This window comes from Nocardioides sp. GY 10127, assembly GCF_004919085.1.
GTDB lineage: Bacteria > Actinomycetota > Actinomycetes > Propionibacteriales > Nocardioidaceae > Nocardioides.
Window position 1 is genome coordinate 680665 of the sequence record NZ_STGL01000003.1, and the last position, 20691, is coordinate 701355.

Annotated in this window: 11 protein-coding genes; 2 read left to right on the forward strand and 9 right to left on the reverse strand. The window is 73.2% G+C overall.

Going from position 1 to position 20691, the window contains the following annotated elements; translation table 11 throughout:
- Positions 1-39 precede the first annotated feature (39 nt).
- The 8 genes from pglZ to E8D37_RS06680 are packed head-to-tail and all read right to left on the reverse strand — an operon-like array spanning position 40 to position 18489.
- Positions 40-2322 (reverse strand): BREX-2 system phosphatase PglZ, encoded by a 2283-nt coding sequence (gene pglZ, locus E8D37_RS06645; RefSeq protein ID WP_168929654.1) that lies wholly within the window; start codon positions 2320-2322, stop codon positions 40-42.
- Positions 2319-6029: a phage resistance protein gene (locus E8D37_RS19755; protein WP_168929655.1), complete on the reverse strand. Its 3711-nt coding sequence runs from the start codon at positions 6027-6029 to the stop codon at positions 2319-2321. Before E8D37_RS19755 ends, pglZ begins: the two co-directional genes overlap by 4 nt.
- Before the next feature lie 49 nt (positions 6030-6078).
- Complete coding sequence (gene pglX, locus E8D37_RS06655) at positions 6079-9600, reverse strand: BREX-2 system adenine-specific DNA-methyltransferase PglX (protein WP_136568946.1); 3522 nt, start codon at positions 9598-9600, stop codon at positions 6079-6081.
- Positions 9601-9611: 11 nt separating this feature from the next.
- Entirely contained in the window at positions 9612-13763 is a 4152-nt protein-coding gene (gene pglW / locus E8D37_RS06660) for a BREX system serine/threonine kinase PglW (protein ID WP_136568947.1), read from the reverse strand.
- Between the two features lie 24 nt (positions 13764-13787).
- Positions 13788-14762, reverse strand: coding sequence for a PD-(D/E)XK motif protein (locus E8D37_RS06665; protein WP_136568948.1), 975 nt, complete (start codon positions 14760-14762; stop codon positions 13788-13790).
- A complete protein-coding gene (locus E8D37_RS06670) occupies positions 14759-16570 on the reverse strand; it encodes a Z1 domain-containing protein (RefSeq protein ID WP_240770249.1) in 1812 nt (603 codons plus the stop codon). The genes E8D37_RS06665 and E8D37_RS06670 overlap by 4 nt, the downstream gene beginning before the upstream one ends.
- Entirely contained in the window at positions 16557-16928 is a 372-nt protein-coding gene (locus E8D37_RS06675; protein ID WP_136568950.1) for a hypothetical protein, read from the reverse strand. The genes E8D37_RS06670 and E8D37_RS06675 overlap by 14 nt, the downstream gene beginning before the upstream one ends.
- Before the next feature lie 10 nt (positions 16929-16938).
- Positions 16939-18489 carry an ATP-binding protein gene (locus tag E8D37_RS06680; protein WP_168929656.1) on the reverse strand — a complete coding sequence of 517 codons (1551 nt, stop codon included), beginning with the start codon at positions 18487-18489 and terminating at the stop codon, positions 16939-16941.
- A 54-nt stretch (positions 18490-18543) separates the two neighbouring features.
- On the opposite strand from E8D37_RS06680, the gene E8D37_RS06685 reads away from it, so the two are divergent.
- Positions 18544-19032 (forward strand): very short patch repair endonuclease, encoded by a 489-nt coding sequence (locus tag E8D37_RS06685; RefSeq protein ID WP_240770227.1) that lies wholly within the window; start codon positions 18544-18546, stop codon positions 19030-19032.
- A 34-nt stretch (positions 19033-19066) separates the two neighbouring features.
- On the forward strand, positions 19067-19273 hold the full coding sequence (locus E8D37_RS06690; protein ID WP_168929657.1) for a hypothetical protein: 207 nt from the start codon (positions 19067-19069) through the stop codon (positions 19271-19273).
- A 3-nt stretch (positions 19274-19276) separates the two neighbouring features.
- On the opposite strand, the gene dcm is transcribed toward E8D37_RS06690, so the two are convergent.
- The gene (dcm, locus tag E8D37_RS06695) at positions 19277-20644 is read right to left on the reverse strand and encodes a DNA (cytosine-5-)-methyltransferase (protein ID WP_168929658.1); all 1368 of its coding nucleotides are present in this window, start codon (positions 20642-20644) and stop codon (positions 19277-19279) included.
- Positions 20645-20691: the final 47 nt, after the last annotated feature.

Sequence of the window (20691 nt, forward strand, 5' to 3'; positions counted from 1 at the left end):
CGTGCACGTGGGTCAGCGTAGGCGAGGGCCCCCACCGGTTCAGCCGAACAGCCGACCTTGGTCGTCCGAATCTGACGACTCCTCCACCTCCACCGGGGCGTCCCACCACGCCGGCGCTGAGGCGGGGGCGCTTCTCCACCCCTCGACCTCGACGTTGGAGTGCGCGAGCACGACGAACGGGATCGCGAGCTCCGCGAGCGCGGCGCCGCCGTGGTAGCCCTCGCTGCGCTGCTTGTAGCGCAGCCGCTCCCCCACGGCCGCGACGACGTCGCCGTCGCCGAGCAGGACCCGCGGGCCGGCCAGACGGACCTCGTCCTCGCCCACGTCGGCCCCGGCGCCCGCGCGCCAGCGAGCTCCCGCGCCGGAGCGCTGGAACAGCACGTCGGCGCCCGGCCCCTGGTCGACCACGTGCCCGTGGTCGGAGGTGAGGACGACGGCGCGACCCATCGTCCGGGCGCCCTCGAGCAGCGGACCGAGGTGGCGGACGGCGTCGACGGTCCACCGGGTGCGGGCGGGATCGCCGCCGGAGAGCGAGTCGTCGACCCCGTTGAGGACGACGACCACGACCTGGTGCTCCCCGGACTGCACGGTGGCGCGCACCTCGTACGGCAGCTGCTCCCCGGGCGTGCTCTCGAGGTCGCCCAGGTGCAGGACGACGGTCCCTCGCCCGAAGGCGTCCTCGACGCCGGTCCGCTCCTCGCGCTGGGTCCCGCGTGCCCGCCTGCCCGTGAGCAGGCTGGTCCGCGAGACCTCGGTGACGGTCGGCAGCCCGGCCAGCAGGGCGGCGCGCTGGGGTGCCGCGTCGGGTCGCAGCTCGCGCCACCCGCGCGACTGCGCGGACATGACGAGCTCGGCGGCCACCGCGGCCGACATGCCGTCGACCACGACCAGGAGCACCGGCTGGACGCTGCGCAGCGGGCGCACCAGCCGCTCGGCTGCCTCCTCGACAGGCACGACGCCGCCGGGCGGGGCGTCGTCGCGAACGGAGGCCGCGAGCTGCGTCGCAGCCGCACGGTCCTGGGCGGAACGCAACGCGCTGGCGGCCTGGTGCACGGTCGCGAGACCGGCAGCCACCCGGCCGTCGGCGACGCCGTTCGCGACCACCTGGCGGGCGAGGTCCACCCACCCGCCGCCGGCGACGTGGCCGACGAGCGCGGCGCCGAGGTCGCCGGCCGGCTCCGGTCGGGTGGCCAGCCAGCGGACGAGCCGGACCGCCATCCGGACCGCGGCGGACGCCGGGTCCTCGGACGCCAGGACGTGCCGTGCCACCCGCGCGTGCGCGCGCTCGACACGTGCCACCCGCGCCGACGTCGGCTGGCCGGCTGCCTCGGCGAGCGCGTCCGCGCACTCCTGGAGCCGCACCAGGAGGCCCGAGGGCAGCAGGTCGCTCTCGGCCACAGCCTGCTCCAGGCGCAGCTGGCGCGCCTCCTCGTCGGCATCGGCGAGCACCTGGGCGGCAACGGCCGGCCGGGTGGCCAGCTGCCGCAGCGTCCACCCCTGCGCGAGCTCGGCCCAGGCGCGCAGCTCGTGGTCGCCGAGGGCGGGCTGCCCGAGCCGGGCGCTCACCGACCCCTTGGCGAAGCCGCCGCCGGCAGCCTGGAGCGCGAGGTGGGAGACCAGGCCCAGCACGACGGCGGCCGGGCCCTCGCCCTTCTCGGCGAGACGCAGGACGGGTCGGACGGCCGGGCCCGCGCGCTCGACGAGCCACCTCACCAGGGAGGCTCGCACCTCCTCGGGCAGGTCGCGCAGCGCGAGGCCGCCCTCGGGGCGGGTGCTCCAGTCGAGGATGCCTGCGGCGTCCACCTCGCGGGGCGTGCCGAGCACGTGGGTGGTGAGGCAGCGCAGCGCGTGGTCCCGCGTCACGATCCCGGACGCCGGGGGCGGCCAGCCCTCGGCCGGCGCCATCTCCAGCAGGGCCTGCGCCACCGGCGCGCCCTCGCGAACCAGCAGCGGGTCGACCGCTCCCGAGCGGGTGACGCGGAAGGCCAGCGACACGGCGTCCCAGGGCTCGGGCCGCACGACCTTGGCGCGGTGCGCCCGGGCGAGCAGGTCGGAGCCGAGCTCGGCCTCCTCCAGGTCCGTCAGGACGAGCAGCCGCTCCCCCGCGTGCTGGCCGATCAGGTCCAGGACGGCGAGGGGCGAGGTGGCGGTGCACACCCGCACGGGGCCGCTCGGGCCGGCGAGCAGGTCGTCGCCCGTCCAGGTCGGCCGCCCCCGGAGCAGGACGAGGTCGGGCGCCTCGTGCCGGGCGTCGGCGCCCCAGGCGCTGTCGACGACGGCCCGGACGTCCCGCGGCCCGAGCTCGGGTGCCTGGCTGCTCACTCGGTCGGCTCCCAGGTGATGCGCAGGCGTCCGTCGCCGAGGGCGGCACGGATCTCGTCGAGCACCCGCTCCACGCTGTCGGCGTCGACCTCGCGCACCTGTGCCCCCGGCCGAGGCGGGACAGGCGGGGTGACGGGCGGGCTGACAGGCGGGCCAGGAGGGGTGACCGGCGGCGGCGGTGCCGTGGTCAGCAGCCGCACCGCCTCCCGGTCGAGCGCCGCGAGACCGGTGACGACGGAGGCGGCCAGCTCGTCGTGGGCGAGGAGGTCGCGCGCGCGGCCGAGGACGTCGCGGGCACGGTCGGCACGCTCGTCGGTGATGGCCCCGAGGCTGACGAACACGTGCCACTGGGCCTGCTCGAGCACCCGGGTCACGGCGCCGGCCTGCTCCATCGAGCGACGCGCGGCGGCGGCCGACGACGTCCAGGCAGCGGCGGCGAGCACGGTGGGCACGTCGGCGTCGGACGCCTCGCCGAGCCGCGCGAGCAGCGTGCCGACCTCGTCGGCGGTGACCAGCCGCGGCCACGGGTCCGGGCGGGCGCCGAGCGCCGCCTCGTGCTCGAGCAGGGCGCGGTGGAGCGCGCTCACGGCGGCCTGGTGCTGCGTGACCGCCGCCCGGGCGCCGGCCACGAGACGCGCGACGTTCTCCGAGGTCTGGAGGTCGGTGACGGACAGGCCGAGCACCTCGCGGCCGGCACGGGCCGCGGCGGACCACACGTCGTCGGGCAGCCGGACGGGGCGCCGCAGCTCGTGGGCCGCACTGACCTGGTCGACGTCCGGCGCGGCGACGGGCACCCCGTCGCGGTACCAGGCCAGGTCGGCCAGCAAGGCGTGCACGTGCACCACCAGGCCCGCGAGGGCCCGGTCGAGCCCGCGGGCCTCGGGCTCGTCGAGCCAGGCCAGGAGTCGTGCCACGGGCAGGGCGTCGCCGAGCCCCTCGCGGGCCGCCGCCTGGTCGAAGCGGCGGGCCCACGGGAAGGTGGTCGTGTCGAGCAGGAGGTGGTTCTCGTGCACCTGTCCGACCTCGAGCGGGCCGCAGATCCGTCGGAACGGCGCGCGCTGCGGCTGCTCGAGGCTGAGCCGGCCGGCGGGCTGGGTCACGGCCTCGCGGCACGCCTCGAGGAGCTTGCGGACGTCGCCGACCTTGACCTCGACATCGCCCGGCTCGAAGCGCGGGTGCTTGGGCCAGGTGTGGGAGAACGCCTGGTCGGCGAGGTGCCGCAGGGCGTCCGCGAGGGTGGCGCCGACCGGCGGGACCGGGCGGAAGCCCTCCTCGAGGGTGAGGAAGGGGCTGGCCAGGGCGCTGGAGTCGTCGATGTCGGCCTCCTGCCGGGCGGCGACGCCGTAGGCCTGGCGCAGGCAGCCGACGAGGCGCTCGCGCAGCAGGCTGCGCCGCTGGGTGAGGAGGTTCCTGGCCTGCTCGCGGTCGACCGGGCTGAGGTGGGCGGCGTACTGGTGGAACCGGTCGCCCTGCCCGGCCAGCACGTGCTCGAGGACGACGAGGGTGCCGAGGTCCTTCATCCGCTGCTCGGTGAGGAACGCCGGAACCCAGAACAACGTCTGCGACCGCACGCCCCGCCCCTGGAGGCCCTCGACACGTGCCTGGTCGCTGCGGGGGTTCTGGCCCTGGGTGTCGAACGGGTAGTCGACGACGACCTTCCACCGGCCCCCCTCCGCCATGAGCACCGAGTCGGGCATCTCGGTGGTGTCACGCACGTTGCCGAACACGAGGTCGAGCGCGGTGCGGCGGCCCCGCCAGACCACTTGCTGGCTCTGCGCGCCGTCGATGGTGCTCTCCTCGACGACCTTGAGCTGCTCCCACACGAGCCGACGGAGCATCACCTTGCGGTTGCCCTCGTTGTCGACGTTCCTGGCGCGCTCGAGCACGCTCTCGTGGTCGACGTCGGTGAGCTCGACGCTGATCCGGGGGTCGTCGTCCTCGGAGACGGTGACCTCGCCGACGGCGGCCGCGAGGTCCTTCATCCCCTGGAGGACGACGGCGACCTCCTCGCCCGGGATCCAGGTCGAGATGGTGCCGTGGTTGAGCGCGGCGAGGCGCTCGGCGGTGAGGTTCGCCAGGGCGGGGACGTCGGGGGCGAGCGCCGAGAGGAGGACCGTCTTGGCGAGCCGGTCGTCGGTGACGAAGGCGTGGTCGCGCGGCAGGTCGCGGGCCTGGGCGTCGGTGAGCTGGTGCCGGTCGAGCAGCGCCTGCCGGATCTTGGTGGTGTAGAGGCGTCGGGCGGTCTCGAACTGGTGCTTGAGCTCTCCGGTGACGGCCTCGACGTCGCTGGTGACGAGCACGTCGAAGAGGTCGCCGACGGGCACGAGGTCGTTGACCTGGAGCTCGTCGCGGCCCTCGACGAGCAGCTGGAGCATCACCTTGAGCGCGGTGCGCTCGCGCTGGAGCACCTGGCTGAGCGCCACGAGCGTGGAGAGCAGCGCCGGGCTGAAGGGGTAGGTGGCGCGGAAGGCGGCCTGGTCCGAGCCCGTGCCGCCGCCCTCGACCTGGCCGCCGGTGAGCAGCACGTCCCACACCTCGGGGCGTCGGTCGACCTCGGCGAACGCGGCGTCCAGCACGGCACCGGCCGCGGCGTTCTTAGGCCTGAGCAGGCGCTTCTGCGCGATGACGGGGAGGTTGCGGTCCTCCAGTCGGACGTCGTCGAAGCGGCCGCGCGACCAGCCGAACACGTCGCGGAAGGCCGCCCGCTCCGCCCCGGGCACGTGCTCCCCGAGGAACTCGGTGATGTCCCGCTGCCGCGCGATGAGGCTGACGAGCGGGATGGCGCGGGACGCGTCCTGCGACTCCACCAGCTTGGCGAGCTTGGCGCCCTCGTTGGTGACGAACTCGCGGTCGCCGAGGTGGGAGGCGAGCCAGAGGATGAGCTCGTCGAGGAAGAGGACGACGACGTCGGCGCCGAGCTGCTGCGCGTGCCGGGAGACGACGGCGAGGCCGGTGTCGAGGTCGACGTACTCGGTGCTGCTGGTGAACGCCGGGAAGTGGGTGCGGACGAGGTCGCTGACCAGCCGGTCGCGGTCTGGGTGGCCCTGCGGCTGTCGGCGGGCGGCGTCGTAGGTCTCGGCGCTCCAGGCGCTGCCGCCGCCCACGCCGGTGGCCAGGCCGAGGTCGCCGAAGATCCCGCCGCCGGCGGGCTCGGCCGGCGACGCACCCGCGTTGAGCACGCGGAGGAACGCCTCGTCGCCGAGGTTGCGGCGAGTGGAGTCGGCGTTGTCGAGCAGCGCGTCGCTGCGGTGCACGGCGGGCAGCGGCGCGTCCGGGTGGGTGGCGGCGACCTGCTTGACGTACCCGCCGAGGATCGCGGCCTCGAGCGACTCGGCGCCGATCATGTGGAAGTCGAGCGGCAGGACGGTGGTGCCGGAGAGCACCGCGTCGTGCTTGGCGACCACCGGAGCGAGCTCGGGCACGGCCCGGGCATCGGCGTCGTGGGCGAGCAGCAGGTGGAGCACGGCCATGAAGTGGCTCTTGCCCGACCCGAAGGAGCCGTGCAGGAACGCGGCGGCCGAGCGTCGCGACGAGAGCGCGCCGGCGACGAGCCCGAGCGCCTGGTCGAACGCCTCGGCCAGCTGCGGGGTCACCACGTAGGTCGACAGGGTCGACTCGCGTGCCGCCACGCCCTCGGCGAGGCCGACGACGAAGTCGCTGGCCGAGAGCCGCTCGGGAATGGTGATGACGTCGCGGAGCATGGTCACGGGTGGGGTCTCCAGGTGGGGTCGCTGGTCGGAGCCGGGGTGGGTCGGGTCAGGAGCGGGCGCGGCGCCCGCGGGTGGGTGCCGGCGGCCGCCAGGTGGCGAGGTCCTCGCGGGGGAGGCCGAGCTGGCCGAGCCGCTGCTCCAGCATGCCGGTGATCGCGCCGGCCGGGCCCTGCGGGGCACCGGGGACTGGCTCGGCGTGCCACTGGTGCAGCCACGGCTCGAGCTCGGCGAGCCCGGCGAGCAGCGGCGTGAGCCGCTCGGCGGGCCAGCCCTCGCGCGACTGTCGGTCGCCGACGAGGATCGCGAGCGCCTGCGCCTGCTCGGCGTGGTCCCACCCGGCCCAGCCGAGCACCAGGCTGGTGTCGGCGCCCTTCTCGGCGCCGGGGTAGGAGACGAAGCGCTCCTTGGGCACGTCGAGCTTGCCGCGGTGCTTCCAGTAGGACGCCTTCAGGAAGTCGGCCGAGGTGTACTTCGGCGGCACGGGCACCTCGACGGGCTCGCCGGCGTCCTCGCGACGCTGGAGCGCCCAGGTCTCCTCCCACTCGGCACGCTTGCGCAGGCCGGGGGCCTTGTAGCGGAGCGCGGCGAGGTACGGGACGTGCTCGTCGGCGAGCAGCCGGGCGAGCTCCTTGGCGGGATCGGTGACGGCCTTGCCCGCCCAGGTCTCGAGCACCTCGAGGAACGTGGCGTCGTCGGCGAGGCGGGACGCGAGCTGTGCGACGGACTGGGTCGCCGGGCCGCGGCCCTGCCTCCACAGGGACGGCTCCTCGAGCCGGTCGAGCAGCCAGCCGCGCAGGGCGCGCTCCTGCTGGGTCTCCCACGGGTCGCTGGCCCAGCGGCGCTTGCAGTCGGGGCGCTCGACCAGCGCGAGCTGCTTGTCGGACTCGATCAGCGCGATCCGTCGCTCCACCAGCGCGCGGTAGTCGGCCGGCCAGTGCTCGGGCACCTCGGTGATCGGCGTGGACCGGTGCCGCTCGAACCAGACCGTGTCCGCCTCGCCCCGGGCGGCCTTGCGCGCCAGGACGATCTCGAACGCCCGCTCCCCCAGCCGCACCTCGGGCTCGGACCCGACCGGGACGAACAGGTCCTCGTCGACCAATCCGTAGGCGCGGTAGACCTCCCAGTCCAGCTCCTCCTGGGTGCCGATGCAGTGGGCTCGTCGCTGCTCGTGGGTCTCCCGGGACGATGCCAGGGACGCTCGGTCGACCACGCCCTCGGCGACGAGGGCGGCCGGGGTGGACTGCGCCGCACGCTCGACTCGGACCTGCAGCTGGCGTGCCCTCTCGGCGGACAGGGAGGCAGGCAGCGGAAGCTCTTGCAGCTTGGTACCCGTGAACTCGTAGAAGTTCTCCCAGTCGATGGTGGCCTGACGAGCACCGCGCTGGTCCACCGTGCTCCCCTTGTTGTGGCTCACCTGCTTCAACCAGAAGCACGCGGTGGACGAGTTGAGCACCCCCAGCAGCGCCAGGTGGTCGTCCTCGGTCGCCCCCTCCGGCAGCTTGATCACCGGCGCGGAACGGTTGAACACCTTCCCGCCCCGGTCCAGGACGAAGTGGTTGTGCGTGGCGACGAAGGCGAAGGTAATGGAGAGCGGAGTCCTGTAGGGGGTCTTGGTGTGCTGCATGTACTCGAACCAGCGGAGACCTGCCTCTTCCATGGTGCCCTGGAACGTCCGCCTCGCGGCGAGCACTGAGCGCCAGGGCCACAGCTCGTCAGCCACCCGCGCGTCAGGCTGCTCCTCCGTGTACGGGTACCAGATCGTCTCGGCAAGATTCGCCTGCCAGTCACGAACGACGTCACCGGTCAGCAGGCCCTTGAGCAGCGCTGCCGGCGCCTTGCCGGGCCGGCTCCCAGACAGTCGCATGAACGCTTCATCCGCGCCCGCTCTGATGGCGCCCCCGATGGGTGGTGCGATGACCGAGCGGAGCCTAGGGGAATCCTGCTCGAGCGCCGTCACGAGCTCGGCCGCGCCGCCGCCCGACAGCGACCAAGGATGGACGTTGAGCACCTCGCGCTGAAGGTCCCGCACGGAGATGTAGTCACCGTCGTAGTCAGTCTCCGCCAGCCTCGACACCATCTCCGTCCACACGAGCCCCTGCGCCGGGTCTGCTGGGGCCGACGGCTCGCCCCTCACGCCCAGCACTGCCTTGATCGCGTCACGTCGCGGGAACCTGCGTCTCCCGATCAGGATCACAGTCGGCGTTCCGTGACCGGGAATGTAGGCGCCGGAGGTGTCGATGACGTGGGTCAGCTCGTGTCGAGGAAGGAACTCGGTGACGAGCTTCTTGCCGAACTCCCGTTTCATGAAGCTGTTCGAGGTGATCTGACCGACGAAACCGGGCCGTTCGACGTCCATCACTGCGAGCTCGAAGAATCGCTCCGCGAACGGCACTGACAAGGCATACGTGCCGCCGCACGACTTGTAGATCTGCCGGTACGCCTCGTTGAGGGCCGAGTCCTTCACCGTGATGTACGGGGGGTTGCCGACGACTGCGTGGTAGGTGCCTGCCTTGAGCATGTCCGGGTGTTCGAACAGGTCCTCACTCGCGAACGAGTGGTCCCCCAGACCCAGGTCCAGCTGGCCGTCCGCGAGGTCGGACTTGCCGTGCAGCAGCGAGTCGCCGGTGCCGAGGTGCATCGGGTGGCCGGGGGCGTCCCGCAGCCGGGTGATGCCCTCCGCACGCAGCGCCGCGACAGTGAGCCGGAAACGCGCGATGGCCGTGGCAAAGGGGTTGACATCCACGCCGTGCACGGAGTCCAGGGCGAGCCGCACGCGCTCCCGCGTCGGGAGGCTCGGCCGCTCGCGCGACCACGCCTGGAACAGCCGGTCGAAGGCGCCGAGGAGGAAGTGACCGGAGCCGCAGGTCGGGTCGATCATCCGCAGGCCCTCGAGCCCGAAGGTGTCGATCGCGGGGTCGAGGGTGAGGCCGAGGATGAAGTCCTCGACGAACTCCGGCGTCTGGAGCAGGGCGAACTGCTTGCGGGCGGCCTCGGAGAGGTCCTGGTAGAGGTCCCCGAGGAACCGGGTGTCGAGGCTGGGGTCGGTGAAGTCGTGCACCAGCGCCCCGTCGCCGTCCCGCTCGCGCCAGAAGCGGAGCAGCGCCTCGGCGGCGTCCGCGCTGACGTCGAGCCGGAACAGCGGGTTGTGCCGCTCGTCGAACAGCGGCGCCAGCGCAGGCAGGCCGGCGAGGTGGGCGAAGCCCTGGAGCAGCCAGTCGCGGTCGTTGTCGGCCGGGTGCTGGGAGAACCAGTGGGTCTGCCGCTCGCCGGCCTCGCGCAGCCGGTCGCCGGGGCCGCTGATCCAGGCGTCGTCGACGAGGCGGTTGTCCTCGCAGAACCGCACGAACACCGTGGCGAGCACCCACGCGACGGCGGCCTGGGTCACCTGGCCGTCGCGGAACTCCCCGAACGAGGTGGCGGTGCGCCCGACCCGGCGGGCCTCGGCGTGCTCGCGCTGGAGCCGTGCGGTCACCTCGGCGTCCGCGGCGGCGCGGTCGCGGACGTCGTCCTCGAGGAGGCGGACCTGGCGCTGGAGGTCGGCGAGGAGGGCGCGCTGGTCGACGGGCATGTCGGGGTCCTTCAGGTGCGGTCGGCCGCGGCCGACGGGGTGAGGAGCGTGCCGGGCGAGGCCCAGGTGCGGGGCACCGCGAGCCACTGGCTGGTGGGCGAGTCGAGCGGCAGGGCGGCGCCGTCGAGCGTGGGCGTGGTGGTCCGGGTGGGCTGCGGGGCCACGAGCCACACCGCCCGGCCCGGCGCGCGCTGGAGCGAGGCGAGCGGCTTGACCAGGTCGGTCGCGCGGTGGCGCGCCAGCAGCCCCGCGCCGGTCACCACGAGCGGCCGCCCCGGCGCCTCCGGCCCGTCGGTCGTCAGTCGCTCGGCGAGCAGCCGCTCGGCGACCGCCCGCAGGTGCGAGCCCAGCTGGCGGTGCTGGTCGACGGGGGCGCCGGGAGCGTCGAGCGCGACCATGGCGGGCCAGTCCGCGCGGTTGGCGGCGGCCAGCTCGTGCAGCCGGGCGGCCGTGGCCACGCCCAGGTCGAGCACCTCGGCCCCGTGCTCCGCCGCGAGCCGGGCGACGACGCGGCGCGCCTCGCGCAGCGGCACCGACAGCGCCAGGAACGAACCCTCCGCGGCACTGGCGGCGAGACGGGCCGAGGTCCGGTCGACCTCCGCGGCACCGCCGCCGTGGTGGCTGGTGCTGGTGAGCGTGCCGGTCGTGTGGCCGGCGCTGGCGACGCGGGAGCGGTAGACGCTGCCGTCCCAGCGCAGCTGGAGCGCGTCCACGGCCAGAAGCTCGTCCAGCCGGGGGCGGCCGGGCAGAGGCCTGGCCTGGGGGAACCGCGCGCGCACCCGCTGCGCCACCGAGGCCTCGGAGAAGCCCGCGGGGCCCGGCACCAGCGACTGCGCGCACAGCAGCACGGCGCGGTCGGCCGCCATGCCCCGCGGGTACAGCTCGCCGCGCCCGCTGACCGCCACACCTCCCGCGGCCGCGGCGACGTCGCGGAGCCGCTCGTCGGGCAGGTCCTCCAGGGGGCCGCGGCGGGCGACCGCGCGCAGCTCCTCGAGTGCGGCGCCGGCGGGGACGAGCACCGTGCGCGCCGCGAGGTCGGTGGCGGCGTGGCCGAGCCGCTTGAGCACGTCGAGCGCGTCCTGCCTGCTCGTGCCGTCCGGCAGGTCGTCGCCGCCGGCCAGCAGCACCGTGTCGCCCGAGCGACCGAAGGCCAGCGTGCCCTGGTCGGCGTCGGCGACCACGCGCACCAGCGCCTGCGCCTGGGCCGTGCGCAGCGGCTCGTCGGCGTAGCTGCCTCGAGCGTCCAGGAGCCGGGCGGCCAGCTCGTCGGCCGTCGCCACACCGCCCAGCTCACCGAGCAGTCGGGAGACGTCGTCACGCAGCTCGCGCGTCTCCGCCTCCGGCACGGCACCGAGGAAGGCCGCCCACGCCTCCGCCACGACCTTGCGGTCGCACAGCACCTCGTCGACGACGGTCTGCTGGGTGGGCCAGCGCAGCGCAGAGGCGCCGGAGACCGGGTCGTCCTGGCCGAGCATCAGCCGGACCGCGCGGGCGCCCTCGTCGTCGCCGGCCGGCAGCAGCCTGCCGACGACCGCGTCGACGGAGCGGGTCGCGGGGCCGCTGGTGCTGAGCAGACGCTCGCGCCACGCGCGGACGCGGCTCGTGAGCTCGTCCTTGGTGGACTGCGTGGCGCCCTTGGTGCGTGCCAGGTCGAACACCGGCACGCCGAGCAGGTCGCCCACCGTCGAGACGCCGTGCCGCTCGGCCGCCGCGGAGACCGCCGCTGGGGTCAGGCCGCTGCGGGCCAGGGGGGTGGCGAGGGTGGCGGCGCTCGCCAGCTCGTCCGGGAGGCGGCGGGCCTGCCGCTCGTCGGCGTCCGCGAACAGCCGCTCCCAGGCGGTGAGCATCTGCTCGGCGTTGTCGAAGCGGGAGCGTGCGTCGCGGGCGAGCGCCCGGCGGAAGAACGCCAGCAGCCCGTCGGCGACCGCGAGGTCGAACGCGCCGTGCCGCAGGGTGACCTCGGTGTCCTGCTGCTCGGGCGGCGTGCGGCCGTCGCCCCAGGTGGGCAGGGAGCCGGTGGCCATCTCGTGCAGCGTGACCGCGGCGGCGAACTGCTCGGCCGCGGCGTCGTAGACGCGGCGCCGACCGGTACCGAGGAACGGGTCGCGGTAGCCGGCCGTGCCGGCCGCGAGGTCGTCGATGCCGACGGCGGCGAGCGAGAAGTCGAAGAGCACCAGGTGCTTCTGGCCGTCGCCGCTGCGCAGGCGGACGCCCAGGTTGGCGGGCTTGAGGTCGCGGTGGAAGACGCCGGCCCGCTCGATCACCTGGAGCAGGCGCAGCAGGTCCGCGCCCCAGCGTCGCAGCTGGTCGAGGGTGAGGCTGCGGCCGCCGAGCTGCTGGGCGAGCGTCTCGTCGCCGGCGTGCTCGACGAGCAGGCAGGTGCGGCCGCCGACGAGCACCGGGCCGTCGAGCAGGTGCACGAGCTCGCGGTCCGCGGGCAGCCCGGCCAGGACGTGAGCCTCCTCGTGCAGGCGCGGCGCTCGGGCGTCGTCCCGGGCAGCCTTGAGCACCGCGGTGCTGCCGTCGGTGCGACGGACGCGGTAGGCGCGCGACGTCGCGCCCTCCCCGAGCAGCCGCTCGACGACGAGCCCGCCCTCGAGCTCGTCGCCCGGGGCCGCGTCGAAGGGGTCCAGGGCGAGGCGAGGCGGCTCCTCCGCCACGTCGTCGGGCCGGGTCAGCTCGTCGAGCACGGCGTCGAGCGCGTCGAGCAGCTGCTCGACGGTGCCGAGCCGGCGCCCGACCACCGGCGCCGTGGCCATCTGGACCATCAGCACGAGGGAGTCGGGCGGGCTGTCCAGGTGCACCGAGACGTCCAGGCCGTCCTCCCGCCCCAGGCGCTCGGAGAGCTTGGCGAGGTTGCTGGCCGGGTCATGACCGGTCAGGACGAGGTGGGCCAGCGCCCCCAGCGACCACACGTCGGCCGCGCGTCGGTCGACCACGGCACCCGTGATCACCTCCGGGGCTGCGTAGACGATGGCCTCGCGGCTCTCGTGGACGACGAGGTCGCGGGCGTGCGTGGTGGCGGTGGCGCTCGCCGGCTCCAGGCCGCCGCCGAGCTGCCAGTCCTTGACCCGCGCGGCCGGGGAGGCTCCCGACACGTCCACCAGGACCGCCTCGGGGTCGAGGCCGCGGTGCGCCAGCCCGTGGCCGTGGGCGTAGCGGACCACCTCGGCGAGGCTGCGCAGCAGGTCGAGCCGGGACTCGAGGGTGAGGTCGGGCGAGGCGACCCAGGTGCGCAGCGGGACGGCCGCCGGGTCGTGGTCGAAGACGAGGGCGGCGACGGCGCCCTCGACCTCGAACGAGTCCCGCGGGACGACGAGGCCCGGGTGGTCGAGCCCCCGCAGGGTGCTGTACTCACGGTCGGCGGCACGTCGCACCGCCGCCTCGTCGGTGGCCGAGGTGCCCGGCGGCACGAACCAGCGGCGCACCCGCACGACCTCGTCGGCGAATCGCTCGTGGTGGGCGAGGTCGTCGCGCCAGCCCCAGCCGGTGTCGATGGCGCCGTCGCCCTGGAGCACCCAGTGCCCGACGCGCGGGACCACGGTCGGGCGTCGCAGGCCCCCCGCGCTGACCAGGTTGACGAGGCCCTTGGCCCAGGCCGCGTCGACGGCGGGGCCACGCTCGGGCGCCGCGCTGAGACGGGCGGTGACGAGGGGCAGGAGGCCGTCGTCGTCCCCCTGCGCGCCCTCCAGGCCGAAGACCCGCTGCTTCATGCGGGCGGGCAGTCGGCAGTCGACGTTCGCGCCGTGGAGGAACAGCGACTCGGCGACCCACGGGATGCGCGTACCGGTGCCGCGGGCATGGTGCTCCAGCCACGAGCGGAAGGCCTGCGCCTTGCGCCGGGTCAGCGGCAGGGGGCTGCGGCGGCGAAGCGGCCTGCCGCGGCCCGGCTGGTTCTCGAGCCAGTCGTGCTCACCGCCCGCGCGGTCCATCTCGATGACGCCCGACCACGCCTTGAGCTCGACGAGGTGGAACCCTGCCGGCCCCAGGACGATCAGGTCGATCTCGTAGGGCGTCCCGTCCACGGCGACGAGCTCGACGTTGCTCCACGCGAAGTAGGGCCAGGCGTCGGGCAGGGCGTCACGGACGTGCTCGAGCCCCGCGCGCTCGTGGGCGTGCTCGGAGCGCGCCACCTCGACCCACCGGTTCGAGTCACTGCGCACGGCCGTGCTGCCCCTCTGTCCTCGTCATGCTGGGCGGGACGCTACCAACGCTGCCAAGCCGGTCGTCGGGCGCACCTGGGGCACGTCGGTGCAGTCCACGGTGAGGAGCACCTCGAGCACCTCGGGCGGCACGTCGCCGACCTGCGGGACCGTCGCCGGGTCCAGGAACGCCAGCGACTCCCGCCCCTGCTTCTCGTCGAAGCGGCGGCCGACGTGCCGCACCCAGTCGGTGCCGAGGGTGTCGGCCACGACCTCGTGCAGGACGACCTGCCGCGGGGTGTCCCCCACCAGGCGCTGCTCGATCCGGTCCACCAGCGCCGCCAACGAGGTACCGGCCCTCGTCTCGGTCGTCATCACCGAGGCCAGCATCGTCTCCGCGCCGACGACGGGCAGCAGCTGGCGCAGGTTGACCTGGTGCACACGGACGTCCTTGCTGGTCGCCTTCACCTCCAGGCGCGAGCCGTCGGCGGAGAAGTCGAAGCGTGCGTCCACGTGCGCGTGCCAGGCGTCGACCATCGCGGCGGTGTCGCGCGCGAGGTCGATCACCAGCAGCTCGGCCCACAGCCCCAGGACGCTGCTGCGCGGCGGCTGGGCGGGGTCGAAGATCCGGACGAGGCGCCGCAGACCGGCGCTGACCTCGCCCGGCGCGGGGTCCGGCCCGAGCAGGCGGACGATCGTCGCGGCCACCCCGAGGAACGGCTCGAGCAGCTCGTCGCTCTGAAGCCACAGCTGCACCACACCGTGCTCGGCCTCGACGCTGCTCCCGTCCTCCGCGTCGAACCGCACGAGCGCCCGCGGCTCCAGCTGGAGGGTGCGCAGGCGCGTCGGCGGCTCGGGTGCGGCGTCGGGCGGGGTGAGCAGCGCGACGGCTCCGTCGGCGCCGCGTCCGACCTTGTAGCCCGGGGCCGAGGGGACGTCGCGCACCGAGAAGCCCGACGAGGTCGGGGCCACGACCTTCGCGAGCTCGTCGACCAGGTCGCGCCCGGTGACCGTGGTCATGCCTGCACCAGGACGCCGCCGGCCAGCGCTCGGGGAACGCGGAAGCGGACGCCGAGCATCGACCTGTGCTGCCCGATGACCGTGACTCGGTGCAGCTGGAGGGACGTGACGCCCTCCGTCCAGAAGTGGTCGTCGCCCTTGTAGCTCGCGCTGCGACCGGTCGGCAGGTCGACCGAGCCACCGGCGTTGGGCGTACGGGAGCGCTCCTGGCCATCGTCCATGGAGTAGAGGTCCACGGTGAGCGACGGGTCCTCGTCGACGCGGGCCTGCAGCAGCAGCGCCACCTGGTTGAGCAGGGCGACGTCTTCGCGCGCCGGCACGGCGGGACTGCCGTCCTCCGGGGTGACCCAGTCCAGGATCGCGCGGACCACCAGCTGCATCGGGACGGCCGCCCGCTTGTTGCGGTGCTCGCCGGACCGTCCGTCGCGGCCGTCGACCTCCGCGGCGCCTGCCACCTTCGACCAGAGCCCCTCCAGCGCGCCTCCGCGCGACCCGGCCGCTGCCGGGACCCGGTCCATCGACATCCACCTGTCGCCGCGCACGCGGTCGTGGAAGTAGTCGATGTCGATGACGGCCTTGCGCGTGGGCTTGAAGGTCGGGTCCAGCAGCATCTTGCGCTTCCACTGCTTGAGGCTGATGCCCGCGGCGTCAGCCTCCACGAGCTCGCGGCGCAGCAGCTTCTCGTGGTGCACGTAGTGCTCGAAGGCCATCGCGGTGTCCGCATTGAGCCAGGCCCTGCACAGGTCCGCGTAGGCGCTCTTGTACCCGAAGAAGCGGGCACGCTGCTGGACGGTGTCGACCTGGCCAGCCCCGATGGCGCGCGGCATGTAGGTGGTGGTGAGGCCCTCGACCGTGAAGCCGCGGTCCAGCTTGTTTCCCCCGACCAGCACCCAGCTCGGGCTGGCGGACCAGTTGACCTCCGAGTCGACGTCCGCCTGGCTGTTGACCACCTTGATCCGTGTCGCGCCGATCCAGTGACGCACCCCGGTCAGCAGGCTTTCCAGCGGCTTCATGACCGCTCCGCCGTCGACGAGGTCCTGGAACGCGGGGTCGAAGATCTCCGCCACCAGCTCATCGCGGTCGGGGCCCGGCGTGGCGAGCAGCAGCTTCCAGGCGCTGCTCAGCGTCTTCACGAACGCGCCGTACGTGCCCTGGAGGTCCTGGGTGTGGCTGGGGTGCACCAGCATCGACATCCTGCCCTTGTCGCGCTGGGCGCGCGCCAGGTAGTAGGAGGCCAGGGCCCTCTTGAGGGTCTCCGGGGGCTCCGTCGTGGCGCTGAGCGCCTCCTGCGCCTGCGAGGGCGTGAGCCGGCGGACGAACCGGTCGCGGTGGGTCTCGAAGAAGTACTTGCCACCCGTGTACCCCTGACCGGGCGTCAGCACGGACACGAAGTCCGGGCTGAGGACGTCCGCGAGGTTGATGAGGAGGTTGGCCTGCGGGGTGGCCGTGTACATCAGGTACGTATGCCGTGGCAGAGCGTCACGCAGCTCGAGGATGGCCTCGTACGTGGCCGACACGTCGTCGTCGCCGACCGCGGCGTTGAGACCCGCCTGGTCCGCCTCGTCGTCGATGACGAGCACCGGCAGCTGGGCCAGGTCCACCCCGTGCTGCGGCAGCTGGTCGATCAGGTCGCGCACCCGGCGGAGGCGGGCCGGGTTCTTCATCACCGTGATGACCGTGGCCTTGCGGAACTGCTCGGGGAGGTCCGGGTCCTGCATGGAGGCGACGTTGGCGGCCACGTCCGCGGCCCCGGAGATCTTCGGGTTCTCGAACAGCTCCCACGCCGAGAAGCCGTCACCCGCGTCCACCCCCAAGGTCGGAGGAGAGCCGCTTGGCCGTCTGCTCGTGGAGGTTCTGCTTGGTGCCGGCCAGCAGGACGACCAGCGGAAACCCGTTGTCTCGGGCCAGGGCCGTCACCGTGGTGAAGGAGAGCGTCTTGCCGCTCTGGACGTAGCCCACGACCAGGCCGGTGCGGCACTCGGGCGTCGCGGGGTCGGCGCACCGGCTCAGGACACCGACGGACTCCTTGCGGATGTTCGCCTCGCCCTCGGGGTCCAGCCCGACGCTCTTGAGGAGCCGCTCCGTCTCGGGACCGACCACGGGCGACCACCGCACCTGCGGGTTGCCCGGGGCCGGCTGGACGATCTCTGCGTGCTGCTGGGTCACTGCTCTTCTCTCAGCTCTTGCGGGACAGGACGGTGCGGAGCACCGTGTTCACGTTCTCGGTGACGAGCCCGGGCATGACGGCGCCCGACATGCGCGCCATCTCCTGCCCCAGGCCGAGCGCGACAGCGACCCGCCACACGGGCTCGAGCTCCTGGCTGGGCAGCTCGCACCAGGCGCGCATGAACGGGTGCGACTGGTTGAGGGTGATCACCACGGTGTCGTCAGCCGGCCGCTCGACCGTGAGCCAGCGCGACACGGCGTCGTCCGCGACGAGCCGCAGCTCGACCGTCCACGTGCTCCCCTGCACCGACAGCTCGATGGTGCGGCTGATGGGATCGGCGGGCGGCTCGGCGGTCTCGCCCGGCACCGGGAGGGTCTGCGCCTGGTGCTCCAGGCCCAGGCCGCGCTCGCCACTGGTCTCCTCGCTGGTCGCCGGCTCGACCTCGTGCTCGACGTCGACGAACGCCGTCGCGATCTGGGCCAGCGCCTTGCTCGCCACCTCGCCAGCCGCCTGCTCCGGCGTCTTCATCCGGTGCTCCCGGGCCTGGCGGAGCAGGGGCCAGGGCTCGGCGTCGATGACGGCACGGAGCTTCTCGAGGAACTCCTCCTCCTCGTCGTACCAGACCAGCGCGTCCTTGGTGTAGGTGACGTTGAAGTCGTCCATGTGCAGCTCGCCGAACACGCGCTGGGACTCGAAGCTGTTGCCGCCCTTGAAGATGTCGTCCGGCTTGTAGAACTCCTCGCCGGAGCCGGTGACGACCTTGCGCCGGTAGAACAGCGCCAGACCGGCGGACTTCGCTGCCCCCTTCTCGCGGATCGCGACGAAACCTCTGACGCGCCGACCCGAGTCGAGGGTGATGTCGACGTCCTGCGACCAGCGGTGAGGCTCCCCGCCTCGGTCGTTGTACCGGGGAGCCTCCAGGACCGCAGGGTCCTTGTGCTGCACCAGGTCGCCGTTGACGGTGAGCTCGAGCTCACCGTCCCGGAGGAACTGGCGGTAGATACCGCCGAGGTACTCGCGGATCTTGCCCAGGGTCCGCGCCGCGACGGGCCGGCGCAGGTCGCGCATCGAGACCCGGGTCCAGTGGTCGCGCATGTCGGCGTACGTCTCGACGACGTCGATGCTCTCGTCCCGGGAGGCGATGATCCGCGGCACGTCGAAGTCCACCGACCGGCACGTCGACTCCCCGAGCGCCACGGACTCCACCTGCCAGACCTTGGCGAACCAGCAGCAGGCGGCCTTCATGCCCACCCCGAACTGCGAGAGCCCCGTGGCGTCCTCAGGCGGCTCGGCGACCCGGAAGGCGCGCTCCCAGTCTCGGGCCGCGATGCCGGCGGCGTTGTCCGTGATGGTGATCGTGTTGTTCTGGCGGTCGATCTGGATGCTGACCCGGAGGCGGTGGTCGGGGTCCACCTCGAGCAGCGCCTGCTTGTGCGCCAGGTGGCTCTGGATGGCGTTGTCGACGAGCTCTCCCAGCGCGTACCAGGGCTGGTACTTCATGTGGGGGAAGAGGCCGAGCATGCCGACCCCGGGACGGATGCTGATCTGCTGGTCGGTCACTGCGTTCCCTCGTCGTCGGCGGAGCAGGCACGACATTACGAGGTCCGGGCACCGATGTTCAGCACAAACGGCACACTGGGCGGGATGTCTCAGCAGGAGCCGGACCGGGTGAGTCCCGGAGGCGCGCTCTCACGCAAGATGTCGACACTGGCACGCAGGGACACCGCTCCAGAGCTGGCTCTCAGGCGTGCCCTGCACGCGCGCGGCCTGCGCTACCGGGTGCAGATGAAGGTGCCTGGCAACCGCCGCCGCTCCATCGACGTCGCTCTCACCCGGGTCAGGCTGGCCGTCTACGTCGACGGCTGCTTCTGGCACGGGTGCCCGGAGCACGGCAGCACTCCTCGAGCGAACTCCGACTGGTGGCGGTGGAAGATCGAGCGGAACCGGGCCCGCGACGCAGACACGACCGCGTCGCTCGAGGCGGCCGGCTGGACGGTCCTCCGCTTCTGGGAGCACGAGGACCCGAGTCTGGCGGCGGTCATCGTCGAGGCTGAGCGACGGCGGTTGCTGGAAGCACTCACGAGACCTCATGGACGGGGCTAGCCTCACGCTCGTGGCACGAGTGAGAAGCCTGAAGATGTCCAGCGCCCAGGGGCGAGCCCACCCGACCGAGGTCGACTGCGAGTGGCAGGTGGTCCGCTCGTCCTCGGGCGAGCTGCTGCTCCAGCTCAGCACCTACGGCAGCGACACGCGACAGAGCCAGCCCAAGGTGAGCCAGACGGTGCAGCTGGACCTCGACACGTGCGAGGAGCTCGTGCGGATCATCCGCGCGAACATGCGCTGACCGTCAGCAGGCCGCCCCGCGGCGCTGCCTCTCGGCCGGCTCGTCGGGAAACAGGGTCGCGAAGAGCTCCTTGCCGCCCTGGTCGGCATCTCGGAGGTCGTCGCGGTTCTGCCAGACGAACTCGCGGAGCACGTGGCGCACCGCGCCCACGTTCACCGCGTTGCCGAGCTGCTTGTAGCTCTGACTGTCCGGCTGGTCGCCGAAGTCGAGCTCGCCAGGCTCGAATCCCTGTAGACGGGCAACCTCGTGGGGCGAGAGCCTCCGACTCCGCTGCGCAAGGATCGAGGTCTGGTTCATCGCCACCAGCGCCGGCGCCCAGTTCGCCCTCTTTACCCGGATTCCGCTTGGCCGGAACTGGACAAGCTTGTCCTCGCGCATCGAGTAGGGGACGCGGTTGCCGTGCTCGTCGTCGTGACCTGCCTGCCACTCGAGCTTGCGCTTCGTCTTCGGCATGCTCGCCAGCTCGACAGGGGCGCTCTCACGCCACAAGTCGATCGCCGCACGATTGCTCATCCAGAAATCCAGGTTGAGGTCCACGAACCGCTTCTTCCAGTCCGGCATCGACTCGTAGGGCGGCTCGTCCTGGGGCCACGACGGGTACCAGAACTTCTCCCACAGGGGATGTCCGGGAAGGCGTACACCACGCGAGTCGAGGATCTGGACGAAGAGGTCCCAGACATCGATCCAGCGGTCCTCCCAGGGCTCCAGCTTGTAGCTCCCCACGTCACCACCGTGGCGACTCGCGCGGGCGACGAAGCCCTCGATCTCCCAGTCCGCTGGGTTCCATCCATCCTCGGGCTGGTGCAGCACGGCGTTGTTGAAGCTGGTCTCGTCCTTGGCACGAGCTACGCCGACACGGACGCCCATGATGTAGAGCCTGTCCCGCGTCTGCGGAGCCCCGCCGCTCTCAGGCCTCAGGAGGTGGGGGGAGAACACCAGAGGCCGGTCGTTGACCTTGTAGCCGGCGTCCCGCAGCCCCGCGAGGATGGCTTCCCAGGCGCCCCGCTGCCTGGGCCCGGAGAGGTTCCGGACGTTCTCCAGCATGACCACGGCGGGCTGCTTGACCTCCAGGATCTCCAGGACGTCCTGGAACAGAGTCCCTCGTTCCTCGTTGATCCCGAGCTGGCGGCCCGACTTGCTGAACGGCTGGCACGGGAAGCCACCGGTCAGCACCGCGTGGTCCGGGACCTTGGAGGCTGGGTCCTGAGCCAGGACGCGGACGTCCTTGTCGGGTGCGAGCCCCCAGGACCGCTCGTAGACGCTGGCCGCCCGATCGTCGATCTCGCACGCCTGGACCGCCCGGCCACCGAGCCCGGCGAGCGCGGAGTGGAACCCGCCCACGCCCGAGAAGAGGTCCACGAAGTCGAACACGTGACGAAGGGTATGCGGCACGACCGACAGCGACACGAAGGCTCGCC

Bases quoted from the DNA above. Each gene is read 5' to 3' on its own strand.
- pglX (WP_136568946.1), bottom strand. From the start codon at position 9,600: ATGCCCGTCGACCAGCGCGCCCTCCTCGCCGACCTCCAGCGCCAGGTC.
- E8D37_RS06665 (WP_136568948.1), bottom strand. From the start codon at position 14,762: ATGACCACGGTCACCGGGCGCGACCTGGTCGACGAGCTCGCGAAGGTC.
- E8D37_RS06685 (WP_240770227.1), top strand. From the start codon at position 18,544: ATGTTCAGCACAAACGGCACACTGGGCGGGATGTCTCAGCAGGAGCCG.
- E8D37_RS06690 (WP_168929657.1), top strand. From the start codon at position 19,067: ATGTCCAGCGCCCAGGGGCGAGCCCACCCGACCGAGGTCGACTGCGAG.